14 protein-coding genes are annotated in these 16,570 nt (G+C 59.7%); 10 read left to right on the top strand and 4 right to left on the bottom strand.

Annotated elements, in window-relative coordinates:
- Positions 1-9 precede the first annotated feature (9 nt).
- The 10 genes from dapE (at position 10) to BL8807_RS02705 (ending at position 14,517) form a co-directional block, all read left to right on the top strand.
- Positions 10-1,281, top strand: a complete 1,272-nt coding sequence (dapE, locus tag BL8807_RS02750) for a succinyl-diaminopimelate desuccinylase (RefSeq protein WP_162493616.1) — start codon at positions 10-12, stop codon at positions 1,279-1,281.
- Between the two features lie 237 nt (positions 1,282-1,518).
- Positions 1,519-4,458, top strand: a complete 2,940-nt coding sequence (locus tag BL8807_RS02745; RefSeq protein WP_420835637.1) for an Rne/Rng family ribonuclease — start codon at positions 1,519-1,521, stop codon at positions 4,456-4,458.
- Positions 4,459-4,591: 133 nt separating this feature from the next.
- A complete protein-coding gene (rplU, locus tag BL8807_RS02740) occupies positions 4,592-4,900 on the top strand; it encodes a 50S ribosomal protein L21 (protein ID WP_072726351.1) in 309 nt (102 codons plus the stop codon).
- A 39-nt stretch (positions 4,901-4,939) separates the two neighbouring features.
- Positions 4,940-5,191 (top strand): 50S ribosomal protein L27, encoded by a 252-nt coding sequence (gene rpmA, locus BL8807_RS02735; RefSeq protein ID WP_072726353.1) that lies wholly within the window; start codon positions 4,940-4,942, stop codon positions 5,189-5,191.
- 532 nt (positions 5,192-5,723) lie between these two features.
- Positions 5,724-6,020 carry a hypothetical protein gene (locus tag BL8807_RS02730; RefSeq protein WP_094725307.1) on the top strand — a complete coding sequence of 99 codons (297 nt, stop codon included), beginning with the start codon at positions 5,724-5,726 and terminating at the stop codon, positions 6,018-6,020.
- A gap of 100 nt (positions 6,021-6,120) precedes the next feature.
- A complete protein-coding gene (locus BL8807_RS02725) occupies positions 6,121-7,395 on the top strand; it encodes an integrase catalytic domain-containing protein (RefSeq protein ID WP_226805655.1) in 1,275 nt (424 codons plus the stop codon).
- A gap of 88 nt (positions 7,396-7,483) precedes the next feature.
- A complete protein-coding gene (locus tag BL8807_RS02720) occupies positions 7,484-11,035 on the top strand; it encodes a SpaA isopeptide-forming pilin-related protein (RefSeq protein WP_143147929.1) in 3,552 nt (1,183 codons plus the stop codon).
- 162 nt (positions 11,036-11,197) lie between these two features.
- Positions 11,198-12,703: an isopeptide-forming domain-containing fimbrial protein gene (locus BL8807_RS02715; RefSeq protein WP_072723331.1), complete on the top strand. Its 1,506-nt coding sequence runs from the start codon at positions 11,198-11,200 to the stop codon at positions 12,701-12,703.
- Positions 12,704-12,887: 184 nt separating this feature from the next.
- Positions 12,888-13,331 (top strand): HTH domain-containing protein, encoded by a 444-nt coding sequence (locus BL8807_RS02710; RefSeq protein WP_072723333.1) that lies wholly within the window; start codon positions 12,888-12,890, stop codon positions 13,329-13,331.
- A gap of 4 nt (positions 13,332-13,335) precedes the next feature.
- Positions 13,336-14,517, top strand: a complete 1,182-nt coding sequence (locus BL8807_RS02705; protein WP_083570058.1) for a class C sortase — start codon at positions 13,336-13,338, stop codon at positions 14,515-14,517.
- Positions 14,518-14,531: 14 nt separating this feature from the next.
- On the opposite strand, the gene BL8807_RS02700 is transcribed toward BL8807_RS02705, so the two are convergent.
- The 4 genes from BL8807_RS02700 to BL8807_RS11945 form a co-directional block, all read right to left on the bottom strand.
- The gene (locus tag BL8807_RS02700) at positions 14,532-14,867 is read right to left on the bottom strand and encodes a helix-turn-helix domain-containing protein (protein ID WP_083570059.1); all 336 of its coding nucleotides are present in this window, start codon (positions 14,865-14,867) and stop codon (positions 14,532-14,534) included.
- 81 nt (positions 14,868-14,948) lie between these two features.
- Positions 14,949-15,482: a hypothetical protein gene (locus BL8807_RS02695; protein WP_072723337.1), complete on the bottom strand. Its 534-nt coding sequence runs from the start codon at positions 15,480-15,482 to the stop codon at positions 14,949-14,951.
- A 212-nt stretch (positions 15,483-15,694) separates the two neighbouring features.
- Positions 15,695-16,066, bottom strand: a complete 372-nt coding sequence (locus BL8807_RS02690; protein ID WP_072723339.1) for a hypothetical protein — start codon at positions 16,064-16,066, stop codon at positions 15,695-15,697.
- Entirely contained in the window at positions 16,063-16,383 is a 321-nt protein-coding gene (locus BL8807_RS11945; RefSeq protein WP_072723341.1) for a hypothetical protein, read from the bottom strand. Before BL8807_RS11945 ends, BL8807_RS02690 begins: the two co-directional genes overlap by 4 nt.
- Positions 16,384-16,570: the final 187 nt, after the last annotated feature.

Here is a 16,570-nt window from a genome sequence, read left to right as displayed (position 1 = left end):
ATGAACTATATGACGAATGAACGGACCATCATCCCCGCTGCTTCCGAGCTCTTTTTCGATTCCACGTCTCCCCGCGAGACGGCGCTCGCCGCGCTGCTCGAGCAGATCATGGGTGTGTATTCGGTGAGCGACGAGGAGAAGCCGCTTACCGATATGGTCGAGGCGTTCCTCACCAAACAGCCGCATCTGACCGTGTGCCGCCACGGCGACACGCTGGTGGCCTCCACCGATTTCGGCCGCGGGCAGCGCGTGATTCTCGCCGGGCATCTCGACACCGTGCCCGTGATTGACAACTTCCCGCCGCGCTGGCTCGACCCGGCCGCGGACCTGGCCGAAACGTCCGGCGAGGTCGAGCCCGGCGTGGCCAAGGTGCGCCATGACGTCGCCGCCAAGACCGCGCCGGGCGCCCGCGTGATGTGGGGGCGCGGCGCCACCGACATGAAGGCCTCCGACGCGGTGATGCTCTACCTCGCCGCCACCCTCACGCAAGCCAACGCCAAGGCGGACCTGACCTACGTGTTCTACGACCATGAGGAGGTCGTGGCCGAGAAGAACGGCCTGCGCAAGGTGGTCGAGGCCCACCCCGACTGGATCGAAGGCGATTTCGCCATCATCGGCGAGCCGACGAACTGCGGCATCGAGGGCGGCTGCAACGGCACGATGCGCTTCGACGTGGTGGCGCACGGCGTGGCCGCGCATTCCGCCCGCGCGTGGATGGGCAGGAACGCCATCCACGCGGCCGCCGACATCCTGACCCGCCTGAACGCCTACGAGCCGCAGGATATCGAGGTGGACGGCCTGGTCTACCGCGAGGGCCTCAACGCCACGCTGATCTCCGGAGGCAAGGGCACGAACGTGATCCCCGACGAATGCCGCGTGCATGTGAACTACCGTTTCGCGCCGGACAAGTCGCTGCCCGAGGCCAAGGCGCTGATGATGGGCGCGGACGCGGGCGCCCAGCTCGGCAACGGCGAGCATGTGGCCACCGGCGGCGTGTTCGAAGGCTACGGCATCGAGATGAAGGACGAAAGCCCTTCCGCCCGCCCCGGCCTGAGTTCGCCGCTGGCCGCCTCGCTGGCCGCGCTGGTCAAGGAGCGTACCGGCCGCGACCCGCTGGCCAAACTCGGTTGGACCGACGTGGCGCGCTTCGCGATCCTGGGAATTCCGGCCGTCAATCTTGGCGCAGGAGACCCGCTGCTCGCCCACAAACACGACGAGCAGGTGCCCGAAAGCGACCTTGCGCTGATGGCCGACCTGCTGCAGACGTGGCTTTGCCGGTAAAAGTGTGGCATACTGAGAGACGGTGGTTCTGCAAAACCGCCGACGTGCCTGATGGCGTCGATCCCCTCGCGGTTCTTCGACTTGACAACGCGAGCGCTGGTGTCCGCCGTCTGCACACATGGACTTTGATGAGTTTCCTGCGCGAGCGCAGTCGTTGCGCGGCCACGGTGAGAGCGTGGTGTGAGCATCGCCGCAGGCCTGAGATACGACGCGATGCAGCGTGTCGTAAGGAGCATTGTGCCCACTGTGAATCATGATGGGGCCGACGAGGTCGCAACCCCTGAGACCAACGTATCCGTATCATCCGCGTCCGTTTCGGGCGAGCCTGCCGACGCATCGGCCCAGCCCGCCGCCTCGCCCGCGCCCCGTCGCCGCCGCGGCGGCCGTCGCGTGGTGCGTGGCACCGGTGCCGCCGGCGCTTCGGTGGAACTGAAGGTGGAGGACCATTCCACGCCGCTGTTCGAGGAGCCGGTGCTGCCCGAGCCCGCCGCCAAGACGACGAGGACCGCCGGCCGCACGAGGCAGGCCAAGGCCGCGAAGGCCGAGGCCGAGCCCGTCGAGTCCGTCGAGGTCGCCGCGTCGCCTGTTGAGGATGACGACGCCAAGCAGGATCGTCCGGTCCGCCGCACGCGCCGTCGCACGGCCGCCGCGCCCGCCGAGTTGGATCCGCTGGATCCGCCCGCGCCGCCGGTTGTTGATTCCCGTGATGACGACGAGGATGCCGACGAGCGTCCGGTCCGCCGCTCCCGTTCGCGTTCGCGCGTCCGCGTTGAGGATGATTCGTTCATCGAGCGCGCGTTTGAGGTGGTCGACGAGCTGCCGGAGGGCCATGAGACGCCCCGCCGCTCGCGTCCGATGACGTCGCTGCTGTTCCAGGAGCCGGTGATTCCTTTCGATGATGCCGACGATGACCGCCCGTCCCGCCGCGCTTCGCGGGATGATGACGAGGATGATGAGGATCGTCCCACCCGTTCGCGTTCGCGCCGCCGCCGTGGCAAAGCGAACGACGATGAGGATTTCCGCGATGACGAGCGCGCCGGTCGCGCCTCCCGCGGCTCGCGTCGCGATGATCGTGACGACCGCGACGAGAGGGACGAGCGCGGTGGCCGTGACGGCCGGGATGGCCGGGACAATCGTGCCGACCGTGATGATCGCGATAATCGCGACGAGCGTGACGATGACGAGCTGCTGGAAGGCGGTTCCCGTTCGCGTTCGCGCCGCAACCGCCGTCTGAACGCGCAGGAGCGCCGCGCCGCCGCCGAGGTCGAGCAGATCGAGGAGGACCTCGAGCTCGACGACATCTCCTACACGCCGATCGACGAGGAGGAGCCGGAGATCGACGAGCCGCGTTCGCGTTCGCGCCGTCGCCGCCGTTCCCGCTCCAAGTCCGACCAGTCGCAGGAGGCCCGCGAATCGCGCGACTCCCGCGAGTCCCGTGATTCCCGCGATGAGCGCGACGATCATGACGACGCGGACGATGAGGCCGAAACCGTCACCCGTCGCCGCCGTCGCCGCCGCTCCAAGGCCGATTCCGACGATCAGGAGCAGCCGCTGGTGCGCCGTTCGCGCAAGCAGCAGTACATCGACGAGATCACCGACGTCGAAGGCTCGACCCGACTTGAGGCCAAGAAGCAGCGCCGCCGCGACAACCGCCGCGAACGCAGCCGTCAGAGCCAGCTCATGGAGCAGGATTTCCTCGCACGCCGCGAGAACGTGGACCGCCTGATGGTGGTGCGCGAACGCGAACGCCACACGCAGATCTCCGTGGTCGAAGACAATGTGCTCGTCGAGCATTACGTCTCCGACATCCAGGAGGTGCAGACGGTGGGCAACATCTATCTGGGCCGCGTGCAGAACGTGCTGCCCAGCATGGAGGCCGCCTTCGTCGACATCGGCCAGGCGCGCAACGGCGTGCTGTACGCGGGCGAGGTGAACTGGGACGCCGCGCGTCTCGAGGGCCAGCCGCGCCGCATCGAACTCGCGTTCAAAAGCGGCGACCCGGTGCTGGTGCAGGTCACCAAGGACCCGATCGGGCATAAGGGCGCCCGTCTGACCTCGCAGGTCACGCTGGCCGGCCGCTTCCTCGTGCTGGTGCCCTCCGGCGGCATGACCGGCGTGAGCCGCAAGCTGAGCGAGCGCGAACGCAGCCGCCTGAAGAACATCGTCTCGAAGATCGCGCCGAAGGATATGGGCGTGATCATCCGCACCGCCGCCGAGGGCGCCTCCGAGGAGGCCATCGTCAAGGACCTCGAAAGCCTGGTGCGCCAGTGGGAGCGCATCAACGCCAAGCGTGAGGAGTTCTGGCACGGCAAGCGCCCCAAGCTGCTGCAGGGCGAGCCGGATGTGGCGATCCGCGTGGTGCGCGACATCTTCAATGACGATTTCAACAAGCTCATCGTCGAGGGCTCGAAGGTGTACGAGCGTATCGAGGAGTACCTCGACACCATGGCCCCGGATCTGAAGGACAAGCTGGAGCGTTGGGATCCGGCCGAACATGAGGGCAAGGACGTGTTCGACCGCTGGCAGATCGACTCTCAGCTGCGCAAGGGCATGGAACGCCAGGTCTACCTGCCGTCGGGCGGTTCGATCGTGATCGACCGCACCGAGGCGATGACCACCATCGACGTGAACACCGGCCGTTTCATCGGCAAGGGCAAGTCGTTGGAGGAGACGGTCACCCGATGCAATCTCGAGGCTTCCGAGGAGATCGCGCGCCAGCTGCGGCTGCGCGACATCGGCGGCATGGTGATGATCGACTATGTGGATATGGTCATGCCCGCCAACCGCGACCTCGTGCTGCGCCGCTTGGTGGAATGCCTGGCGCGCGACCGCACCAAGCATCAGGTGGCCGAGGTCACCTCGCTGGGTCTGGTGCAGATGACGCGCAAGCGCATCGGTCAGGGCCTGGTCGAGGCGTTCTCCGAGGAATGCCCGACCTGCAAAGGCCGCGGCTTCATCCTGCACGACCATCCCACCGTCTCGGCCGACTACGACGATCCGTACGCGCTGCGCGGCGGCGACCCGTTCGTCAAGACGAACAAGCATGGCCGCGGATCGGACGTCTCCGCCCCGCAGGGCTCTTCGCCGGACGTGAAGGCCAAGCTCGCGCAGGTCGCGGCCGCCGCCATCGCCGCGAACAACGCGGACGACGAGGACGGTGAGAGCGAGGAGAAGTAGGCGACTGCGTGTCGAGCTTGACACGCAGTTGCGTAAGTACACGGGTGGGTGTATCTTTGATAGTCGGTGTCTGGACACGTGGTTCTGCCATGCCGGACGAGAAAGCTTTACCAAACAGTAGCAAGGTAGGATTATGTACGCGATTGTGAAGGCCGGTGGCCATCAGGAAAAGGTCGAGGTCGGCGACGTCATCCTCGTCAACCGTCTCGAGGCGAAGAAGGGTGAGACCGTGGAGTTCCCGGTCGCGCTCGTGGTCGATGGTGCCAAGGTGACCATGGCCGCCGCCGATTTGGCGAAGGTGTCCGTCAAGGCCGAAGTCGTCGACGACGAGGCCAAGGGCCCGAAGATCAACATCCAGAAGTACAAGAACAAGACTGGCGTCGCCCGCCGCAAGGGCCACCGTCAGCCGCTGACCGCCGTCAAGGTCACGGCGATCGCCTGAGCTTTCCATAAACGTTAGTCAGAACCGAAAGGACCAGAAATGGCACATAAGAAGGGCGCATCCAGCTCGCGCAACGGTCGCGATTCATCGCCTCAGTACCTTGGTGTGAAGAAGTTCGGCGGCGAGGCCGTCGTGGCCGGCAACATCATCGTTCGCCAGCGTGGCACCAAGTTCCACCCGGGCCAGAACGTGGGCGTCGGCAAGGACCACACCCTGTTCGCCCTCGCGGACGGCAATGTGAAGTTCGGCGTGCGTCGTGACCGCAAGGTTGTCGACGTGGTCACCGCCTGAACCACCCGAGCTTAACTGCTTTCAGACCGCATCGTGCGCACCCGCGCCGATGCGGTCTTTCTGTTGCCTTTCCTCGTCATCCTGTGGAGATGTTTTGATTTCGTTGCACTCCGCTCAACATGACGAATAACCATTATCAACGTCATCCTGAGCGGACTTGTTTCTTTTTCGTCATCCTGAGCGGAGCACGAAGTGCGCAGTCGAAGGATCTCATCCCCAAGACTCCAAAGCATAAACGGGGGACAGGGGGCGTATCGTCAAAACCTCTATTTTTGTTGTTATAGGCTGAAATTCCAATGAAAAAGCTCTATGAAGGGGGTAAGCTTTTTCGGCGTGTCCCCTGAGATTCCGCGGGCGGCGAGGTGATGGAAACCGTAAAGGGAAGAATGATGGGTGTATTCTTTGCGGTTGACTGAAACGAAGAGACAAAAACAGAGGTGGAAAATGTTGAATACTCCGAAACGGGGGGGGGGGCTCCCTATTTAGGCTGATCGCCGCAACAGTTGCCGTCGCGACGCTGGGGTCGCTTGCGGTGACGAACATCGCCATCGCCGATCCCTCTTCCCAGGGCGATGCCGATGCCTCCCAAAGCGTGCAGCTGGTGCAGAACACCGACGACTCCGATCAGAGCACAGACACCACGCAAAGCATGGACGCTTCGCAAGGCACGGACGTCGATACCCAAAACACGGACGCCCAAAACATCGACGACCAAACCGACGATATCGCCGCCCAAAATGCCGACGACGGCATCAGCACCGCCGCATACTCGAATTATACAGTCAAAGGTCTGACCCCTGCCGGTAGCGACGTTCGTCGTAATGTTTGAGCGCGAAATTGGATTCCGTTCGTCATAAATAATGAGCGCGAAATCCCGCGCGGCCCGCGTCGTTCGCGGGGATGCTTGCCTTATGGAAGGCAGACTGGACATGGCCACGAGAAAACGGCTGACGAACAGGTTCAAGGCGGAGTACGCCAAGGGCGACAAGAAACAGAAGGGCGAGATCCTCGACCGCCTCGAGGCCGTCGGGATGGGCAGGTCCACCGCCCGGCGGCTGCTCACGCAGGCGGAGAGGGAGAAACCCGTGAAAGGCGCGGCGCGGGGCAGGCGGCCGAAGTACGACGCGGGCGCGCAGCGGCTGCTGGAGCGCCTGTGGCTGCTCATGGGCATGCCGTGCGGCCCGTACATGAAGGCCATGTTCGACCAGTGGATTCCCGCGCTCCTGGCGAACGGCGAGCTCGACGGCATCGACGGCGACGCGCTGGACCAGGTGCTGGCGATGAGTCCGTCGACCATCGACCGGCGGCTCAGACCGCTCAAACAGGCCGCCATGCCGAAGGGCGCGTCGCTGACCCGGCCGGCCGCGGAGCACATGCGCAACTCGATCAGGATCCGCAAATGCACCGACGAGACAATCCGCGTTCCCGGCCTGGCCGAGGCAGACACCGTGGCCCACTGCGGGCCCAGCATGAAGGGCGAGTTCGCCCGCACCCTGACGATGGTGGACTACGCGACGAACTGGACCGTGAACGTCACCGCCCGCAACAATGCCAAATCCAACATCAAGGCAGCGGTCGCCACCGCCCTGCCGCTCTTCCCGTTTCCCGTCACCTGCTTCGACTCCGACAACGGCGTCGAGTTCATCAACGACGAGCTCGTCGACTGGCTGCTCGAACAGGACATCGAACAGACCCGCAGCCGCCCGTACAGGAAGAACGACCAGGCCACCGTCGAGTCGCGCAACAACCACGTCGTCAGGAAATACGCGTTCCACTGGCGCTACGACACCGCGCAGCAGCGCGAGCTGCTCAACCGGCTGTGGGCGAAGACCTACGTGCTGCTGAACCTGTTCACGCCCACCCGCAAGCCCGTGCGCGTCGACCAGGGGCGCGACGGGCGCAGGAAGACCGTGTACGACGAGCCCCGCACCCCGTGGGCGCGCGTGCTGGAGCACGACGCCGCCGACCGCGCCGCCGGGGGCGGCGGATACGTCGTCGACGACGCCCGCCGCCGCATCGAGGGGATCATCGCCGCCACCAACCCCGCCCGCCTCAACCGCGAGATCGCCGTCATCCAGGACGAACTCGAACGCGTCAGCCGGGACCGCACCGAGGCGATGGCCCGCCGCGCCGGCCTGGACATGGGATACTTGGGAAAGGCGATCGAACGCATGCGCGCCGACGCCGGACAAAACGACAAATAGATCGCAGGCACCGTTTCGCGCTCACCCATTACGACAAACGAACAACGATTACGCGCTCACTTATTAATGACGAACCTCGGGTAGCACCTTGGACCTGTTCGATTATTGGCTGGAGTCACAGACTGGTGTTAATGACAGCATCAAGAAAGGTGAGGAACTTAAAAGTGCTGGCATCAATGACGGAAAGTATTTGAAATTCACCCCGGGAAGTATTGGAGCGGAATTAGGCAATCGTCCTGGAATCACTGGCGGCAGTATAAACGCTTGGACGGGAAGAACGGCGGTTAAACGCAATAATCAAATGGTTGCCAATGTGAACGGTGGTGCCTTTACCGGCATTGTGGAGAACACGCTTGAAAACGGCTATCCGGTGGTGGCAAGTGGAAATTATTACACGGGAACTGCTAGCACCGGAGACAATACTCTGTCGACAGATACGTCTGAAACTACGAACCGCCAAAGCCTTGATTATTTGTTCAATGCGGATTCCGGGGCTTACAAAGAATCTCATTTGAATGTCGGTGGGCTTTTCCAGCTTAATGACAATGGCTATTACGAATACGACAGCCAAAAGAATTTTGCCTCATACGATGAGAACAGCAACAGTTTCGTTCTTTATAATGCGAGCGCAGTGACTGCAAACAGCATTTCTGTGGCTGATGTCCAGAATGGACAGTTCTATCCCTTTAACACAGCTAGTGATGTGTTTACGGAAAATAACGGAACTTTGCAGAGCAAGGTAAGCCAAGACAATGAGGTTCTGAATCATTTCTTCGGTGTCCATTCACAGTCCACGTTTGTGCAGCCCAATAATGGCAAGGTCAACGAGAATCAGGACATGACCTTTGAGTTCTCCGGGGATGACGATGTGTGGGTGTTCATCGATGGCGTACTTGTTGGTGACGCAGGTGGTCTGCATGATCGTTTGGAGCTCAGCATCAACTTTGCGACGGGTCAAGTCACGGTGCAAAGCGGTGCCTCTTACGATCCTCAGTCAGGCATCTCTGGTTACAAAAAAACTACGACTATCAAGAGAGCATTTGATGATGCCAAGGTGTCGGGCGTTTTCAAGGGCGACACCTTCGCTGACGGCACCTATCACACGCTGGACTTCTTCTATCTGGAACGTGGCGCCGGCAACTCCAATATGAAGCTGCAGTACAACCTGGTGCAGCCGATGAGCAGCGAAATCATCAAGGTTGATCAGAATGGTGAGTCACTAGACGGTGCGGAGTTTGAACTGTATCAGGTCCCACTTAGCGATGGTTACACTGAGGACAATTTCAAGAACGCCACTGACTTGCCTACTTCAAGCAAGCGACTGGCGACGGGAAGCAGCGTCGATGGGAAACTGGTGCTGACTTCGGTGGAAGATCAGTCCATTATCAATTTTGATAAACTCTGGAGCAACGACACTTCGGACAACCACAATAACAGCACGTACTATGCGTTAAAGGAGACCAAGGCTCCTGACGGTTACAGTCGCATGTTGAATTACATGAAACTGAAATATATACGTCCGAGCGCTTCTGGAACGCCTTCCGGCACACTGGTTTCTTGGCCATCGACGTATGAGTCGGATAGTTCAGTGTGGGATACCGGTGCCATAGCGCGAAGCAAGGAGTCGATCACCGCTCCATCCACATTCAGTGGTGTGAATCAAATTCCGGACTGTTACACCGGGAATACTTGCACGACCGACAGCGCATTGGATACGACAACAGGAACGGGAACGATGTATGCCGTGGTGCTGCGACGCGTGGGTAATACAACCGCAACAGATGAAAATGCTTGGCATGCGGTCACCGGAAGCACTGCTGATGGGTGGAGCATCACGCAGGGCACGGCCATGGAAGGCGTTGTTGAAGCCATCCAATCCAAATCCAGTTCTCATAAGTTCACTAAAGATGAGGGAGGCAAATGGAAGGCGACAATCGAAGAGTTGCCGGGATATGCCGGTGACTACTACTACATGCTGGATAACGATAAAAAGTCAGCTGCCAGATACGTTGTGTCAGTGTACTACTCCACTGCGAAAGACCCAAAGGATGTGTCCACGGATAACACATACCGCGTTACTGACAGTGGCTTCGAACGTACGTTCGCCTCTCGCCTCAACGTGCCCAACATCAAGAACGAACTGTTCGTGCAGAAGGTGGACGAGAACGGCGATCCTGTTGCCGGCGCGACTTTTGGTCTGTATAAGGCAGATCAAGTCGAGGTGAGCGGCAACGACACGGTAACCGTGAAGAAGGATGCTGAAAATAATCCTGTTAATCCTGCTGGCGGGCAGGTGATGACGACGAACAGCTGGATAGACGATAACGATCCTGCAACGCCTTCTTTTAAGGGCGCGGCGATGTTCGCTATAAAGAGTGCTGACCAGATTAAGTCTAAGGCGCAAGGTATCAGTGGCACAGCATTGACAAACGGCGTCTACTACCTTGTCGAGATGGAAGCCCCTGCTGGATATCAGAAAACATCCAATGTAAGCAAGATTGTGGTGTCGGACGATGGCATCTTCGCAGACGCTGGTGAAGCTGACGATGGTATCAAAGTCGTGCGAGGCGTTGGACAGCTGGTAGCGACCATGTCCACGTTTGGTTCCACTGGTTCGTTTGATGACACGTTGCGTTATGTAGAATCTGTTGCTGGCTCGGCGACTGACGTGGCGCTTGACGCGTCGTGCAACGCTTCTAAATGTAATGCGGCTTTGACGGCGCCGTCTGCAGGCTTCAAGACTGCCCTCAACACTGCGAAAGCCATTGACGGCAAACTTAAGGTCTCAAACACTGCAGCCGATTCGTTGGAACTCACGTATGGCGGCTCCGGCGCGGCTCTGCAGTATGGTGCTCGCTTTGAGAGTGGTGATTACATGTTCATTTCGGATACGGATTGGCCGATTATCCGAACGTATCAGGCCGGACGCCCGAGCGGTGCAACGGAGGCGGAATCGCGTACTCCTCTGGAATCTGATCAGGTGTTGTCATCCATCGTTACCGGTTCGGTGATGGTGCAGGTGACCAATGAGCATGAAGGCGTTACCTTGGCGGGAGACTCCATCAAGGTCAGCAAGACCGTGAAGGGTGCTGCGGCAGCCGGGGACTTCAGCTTCACGCTGACTGCTGACGAGAATGCCGCCGAGAACATTATCAGCGGATTGACGGATAAAAAGGCGCAGATTCAGATCGCGAAGACTGATTTGCAGCAAGTTGGTACCTCCAAGGAAGCATCATTTGGGGCATTGAAGTTCAAAGTGCCGACTAGCGGCGACGCAGTGACATACACTTTCACGGTCGCAGAAGAAGGAGCTTCATCTCCGCCATCAGGTTGGAAATATGACCAATCCGAATATACGGTGACGGTCAAATTGTCCAAAGGCTCAGACGGCACATGGTCCGCATCGGTGGATTCGGTCCAGAAGACCAAGGACTTCAATGGCGAAAAGCTCGATCCTTCCTCAGATGTGAAGGACAAGGTCGCTGCATTCACCAATCACTATGTGGCGGTGTCTTCGTTGCCGTTGACTGGTGGTCCGTCCTCGATGAACTACACATGGCTCGCCCTGTGCATCGCCGGTATCGGTGTGCTCGGCTGGCTGAGCGTGAACCGGTGGCGCAACCGTCACGTGGTGCAGTAGCCCCCGCTCCATAAGGAGCCCAACGATGTTGCGGAACGCGGCCGATGACGGTCGCTTCCGCAACACCACCCACAGATTTGCGGATCGCGGAGGATGTGTTTCCTTCTCCCCCTCCGCGATTGCAAGAAAAGTATCAAGAAGAAAACGAAAGGAAGGGTTCTCATGAAGATGAGGAAACTTTTTGCGGGTATCGCCGCCGCCGCGACGATGCTCGGTGGTCTCGCCCTAGGCGTCACCACCGCCAATGCAATCGAGGGTGACGCTTCGACGATCACCATCACCGGCGATGTCGCGAATCGTACATTCACCGCGTATCTGCTGGGCACGTACACGAATGTGGTGAATGATGGCACGAAAGCCACTTCTGTGGACTTCACTCAGAATACGGCCTGGAATCCAACAATCGCTGACGCTGCGAAGGCAGCTGTCGGTGACGTTCCTGCTGAGTACACCGGTAATGAGTTGGCGTATATCGCAACCCTGAACCAGACTATGGATGGTGAAGAGCTTCGTAAGTTCGCTGAGACATTGGCCACCGCAACTGATAAGCCTGAACCTCCGACTACAGTCACTACTCGCGATACTGATACTCAGGCCGTTCTGGATGTGCCGACTGAGGGCTGGTATCTCGTGACCGACTCCACGGGTGCTCCGATTCTGGTGGGTACCAAGATTGCGAATCCTCAAGGTGGGGTCTTCGACAAGCTGAATGACACCACTTTGGGTACCGCTGTCGCCAAGCCGACCACGATTCCGACCCCGGTAAAAGAAGTAATTGACGCTGAGGGTCACAAAGTTGATGATCCGAGTGCTTTGGTTGGCTCCACTGTTAGGTTCAAAGTGACCTCCGCTGTGCCGAATTACACTGGCTTTAACACTTATGACTGGCAGATTGAGGATACTCCTTCCGCGGGGTTGACCATTGATCAGTCTTCGGTGACCGTTGCTGTATCCGGCGTTAATTCCTTCACTGACTACACAGCGACTGTTGATAATGGCAAGTTGACCGTGGCCTTCAATGATGTGACCAAACTGACGATTGGTGCCGATATTACTGTCACCTATGATGCCACTGTCACTAAGGATGCTATCAAGGCGGACAACTCTGGCGTGACAAACAGTGTTATCGCCAAGCATGATGGCAAGACGTCCGGTGAAGGTAAAGTGACTGTGAAGACCTTCACCTTCGACTTCACCAAGCAGAACGCTGATGGTGGCGCTTTGGCTGGTGCCAAATTCGTCATCAGGTCTGGTAATAAGTACCTCAAGCAAGATGAAGACACTAAGGCTTGGTCAGAGGTTACCAATGTCGCCGATGCGACGTCATTTACCTCCGCTCAAGACACCGGTAAGGTTGTTTTCGAAGGTTTGGCTGCCGGTGAATACACCGTTGAAGAAACCGAGGTGCCCGAAGGCTTCCTGCAGTCCGTGAAGCCGAGCTTCACCGTGACCATCTATGCCAATGGCACAATCGCTTTCGGTGCGGACACCTTCGGTCTGGTTAACACCACGGACAAGACGGTCAAGAACGTCAAGTCCATCACCCAGCTGCCGTTGACCGGTGCGGCCGGCACGGCGCTGTTCACTGTGATCGCGCTGCTCGTCGCGGGCGCCGCCGTCACGGTCTACGCGAAGTCCCGCAAGACCGCCAAGGCCATGATGGCCTGAGCGTGATTGCTGACGCACTTCGTCAGTGACACATGAAGATTGGGCTCTTCATTCATAGGAAGGGCCCAATCTTTTCGCACATCTGGAGAGTTCTCCGAACCGTCGAACGGCACAATGCGGTCGACGCCATCTCCACCCCACTCCGCCCGCACCGCGTCATCAGCTTATAGGAAGGTCAACGCTCATGACAGACACTTCATTCACCCCTGAACAGCTCGAATATCTTCGCATGCTGCCGGCCGTGAAAAGTGTGAACGGCTCGCATATCTATTATTCATCGCAGTTCCAAAAAGAATGCATGCGCCGGTACGCGCAAGGGGAGCGTCCCTCCAAAATCTTCCGCGACGCGGGCCTAAGCCCCCAAATCATCGGACATAAGCGTATCGAACGGTGCATCGCGCGCTGGAAGCAGCTCGACCATCTGTCCGACGGCGAAGACGGCGACGAAGGCGACGAAATCTTCAACATGCGCCGCGACCCCGTCGATGACAATCGCATGCTGCTGCAACTGCTGATGCAGCAGTCGAACTACACCCAAGTCCTGCAACAGGAAAACACCAAGCTGCGCGAAACCGTCAAGCGGCTCACCGCCGAGGCGGACGGACTGCGGCAGCAACAGCAGCAGTGAACTCATGAAACGCCTGCCATTCCTGCCATCCTTACATTCCTTGCGGTCCCTGCCGTTTTTATCGTCCCTGTCGCCTTTATCGCTCCGGATACGTCGGCCGTACCGGGCGCATCACATACGCCCGGCGCAACAGCCATCCCAGCCGGCAGCTCAGCCCCTCCAGTCGGACCAACTAGAACGGCTACCCCAGTCGGATACGCCCTCCCAATGGGCTCCCATCCCATTCGAGGAAGCCACCGACGTCGCGGATCTGATGCGCAGACGGCGGAACATGGCGCGCCAACTGCTGGCGATGCGGGCGGTGGTGGCGGTGCTGCTGGCGGCGGCGCTATGCATCGGCGGATATCCGCTGGTTCTGCAATACCGGTCGGACCGTCAGCTGGAATCCACGGCGTCGCAGGCGGCGCAGACCGTGGCGGAATGGCCGTATCCGCAAGCGGAGGAATCACTGGCGGCGGCGCGCGCATACAACGAGCGGCTCGCCCAGTCGGGGCAGCCGGTGATGGGCGAGGCCGTCGACCCGTTCGCGCAGGTGCAGGGCGGCTCGCGCGCCTCGAACGAAGAGGATTCGGAGGCGTCGAAAGACGAGGAATACCAAGGCCTGCTGGATACGGGCGGCGGGGTGATGGGCTCCATCCTCATCCCCAGCATCTCCGTGGACCTGCCGATCTACCACGGCACATCGGAAAGCGCGCTGGCGTCCGGCGCGGGGCATCTGTACGGTTCGAGCCTGCCGGTGGGCGGCGAGAACACGCACGCGGTGCTGACCGGGCATCGCGGCCTGGTCGAGGCGCTGATGTTCACGCGGCTCGACGAGATGGAGGTGGGGGACTTCTTCTACATCGAGGTGATGGGGGAGACGCTGGGCTACCGCGTGGACCGCATCACCGTGATCGATCCCGACGACACGAGCCAACTCAAGGTCGTCGAGGGGGAGGACCGCGTCACGCTGATGACGTGCACGCCATACGGCGTGAACACGCAGCGGCTGCTCGTGTCGGGCGTGCGGCAGGAGATTCCGATGCCGATTCCGGATCCGCAGGACGCGCCGCCCGACGTGCGCACTCTGGTGGTGTGGGCCGTGGCCATCGTCGCCGTTCCCGGCCTGATCTTCGCCGTGGTGTTCAACCGCCGCCGCACCGCCCCCTGGCGTCAGATCCGCCACGCCTCCCGCTGGCCGCGGTGAGATGCGGGAATGTCTTATTGGGCCATGGAGGCGTGCTCTTCGGTTACGGTGGCGTGCGCTGAGGGATTGGAAGACATGACGGTTGTCGAAGGCAGTATCTCGTAGGAGATTACATAGCCCAATGCGTTGGCGTAGCGGCGGATGGTGCCGAGGCTGGAATCGGCGTTTCCCTTTTCGATGGCGGACACGGCGGGTTGGGTGATGCCCATACGGAACGCGAGTTCCTCCTGGCTGACGTTTGACCGGCGGCGCAACTCTTTCAGCGACTGTATGAGCCTTTTGTTTTCCTGAATCTGCCATCGCGCCTGTGCGCGCAACGACTCATAGTCCATGTCGTTTGCCTGTTCCATCCCCAACTCCTTATAAACCTAGGTTTATATAAACTATAGCTTATATTTTGTGTCTGGCGTAAGATCGGCGCAGGAAACGAGTCACATCTCGACAAGACCCTTCCAGTTGTGCCGACGACATTCGTCCAATCGGAAAGCGGCCTGTTTCGCTGCCGCGCTTTGTTTGTTCCACGTGGAGTCCGCGTCCGGGTCCCTGACCTTGCACATCAACCATGTGGCGACTATGCCATTCGGAATCTCATAAGGTTCGCCATGAAACAATCGTGAGCCCACATATCCGGCGGTTTTGGAAGAGCGTTTTGCATTGTTCCAATGGTTTTTAATCTCAAAGATACGTTCCGGCTTCGTTGTGGCCGGGTTGATCAGCCGAATTTCATAAACGGGCTCAAGGTCGCCTTGTTTGGCCCTGTTTAAAGTTTCGATGAAATCCTCCGTCGCCTGTGCCGCCTGGTATTTGCTGAAGAACTGGGGCGCGACATATCGCAGAAACGCTTTCTCCAAAGTTTCCACGTCGGGTTGCGGATACCAGAACATATGGTTCTTACTGCCATGCCGTGAACAGATTGATTGCCCTGTGAGGGGCGGCAGGTATTTCGGGGAAAACTTGCCGTTCATGATGTCTCCTTTCCTGCGTGTCTGTTGAACACACGGTAAGGAGTGTCAAATCGCTGTGTCCAGAGAGAACGGCGAATGTGCATCCAACGATGGGCCGTCGGCGAGTTGTGGATAACTGGCAGGCGGGATATAAGCATCCGCAGTGATGACACGGTGTTCTTCGCCACGTTGGGATGCGGTTTGTGTTTGGCCGTGAACATCTATGAATGGCTTTACGATAAGGCGGAGTCAAGCAGACGGTTGATGGCCTCTTCGCGGGAGAGCCCGTGCGCTTCGGCGTAAAGGTCGATTTTCTGGTCGCGTGTGAGTGGCGTGCGTGCGAGGCTTTGGTCCAACGCCTGTCTGGTGAATTCGCTGGCGGTGATGTTCCGTTCCTGCGCGACCCGTTCAACCATGCGCCAAAGCGATTCGGGAACGCGAATGGTATGCGCGCGCATGTCGTTGCGGCGGATGACGAAAGGATCGGGTTCGCGGTGCAGGGTGACGTCTGGTGAGCTGAATCCTTCTTCGGCCTGCTTCGCCCATGCGGCGATCTGTTCCTCGGTGATCGGCGTGCCGTCTTTGGCCAGGTATTGCTTGCTCATGCTTTCCTCCATTCCTCGTAGAACCCTTTCGTCAGATAATTGGCGTGTATCACCAGAGGCGGCGCGTCGGAGGTCTGCACATACACCAACTCGATGGGGCGGAGTTGCGCGTCGAATCCAACCGCGGCCCACCGTGCCGGCTCCGCCTGCGCATCGCGGCTGCGAATCTTCGCCACTCCGATGCGGCTGACGATAGCTGACTCGATCTGCTGTCTGGTGATGCCGTGGGCTTTCATCGCGTGCGGATGAACGTCCACGACATGTCCAGTATAACCGCCTGTATGACTATTGTCATACGCCGAACCCTGTTCATGCATGGCATCATCCTTTCGTGTGCTGACCGCTATGCACAACGGTAGAAAGACACAAAGCCCCATGTCCAGCGCGAATGGTGAATGTGCATCCAGCGACGGAACGCCGACGAATTGTGGATAACTGGCCGACGATCCACATCCGGTCTGCGGGTCGCGCGTAGGGCGCATCGCGGCGAACCCGGCAACCCCG

The sequence above is a fragment of the Bifidobacterium lemurum genome, from assembly GCF_014898175.1.
Taxonomy (GTDB): domain Bacteria; phylum Actinomycetota; class Actinomycetes; order Actinomycetales; family Bifidobacteriaceae; genus Bifidobacterium; species Bifidobacterium lemurum.
Note: the sequence above shows the minus strand (reverse complement) of the source record. Positions and strands in the feature narration are given on the sequence as shown.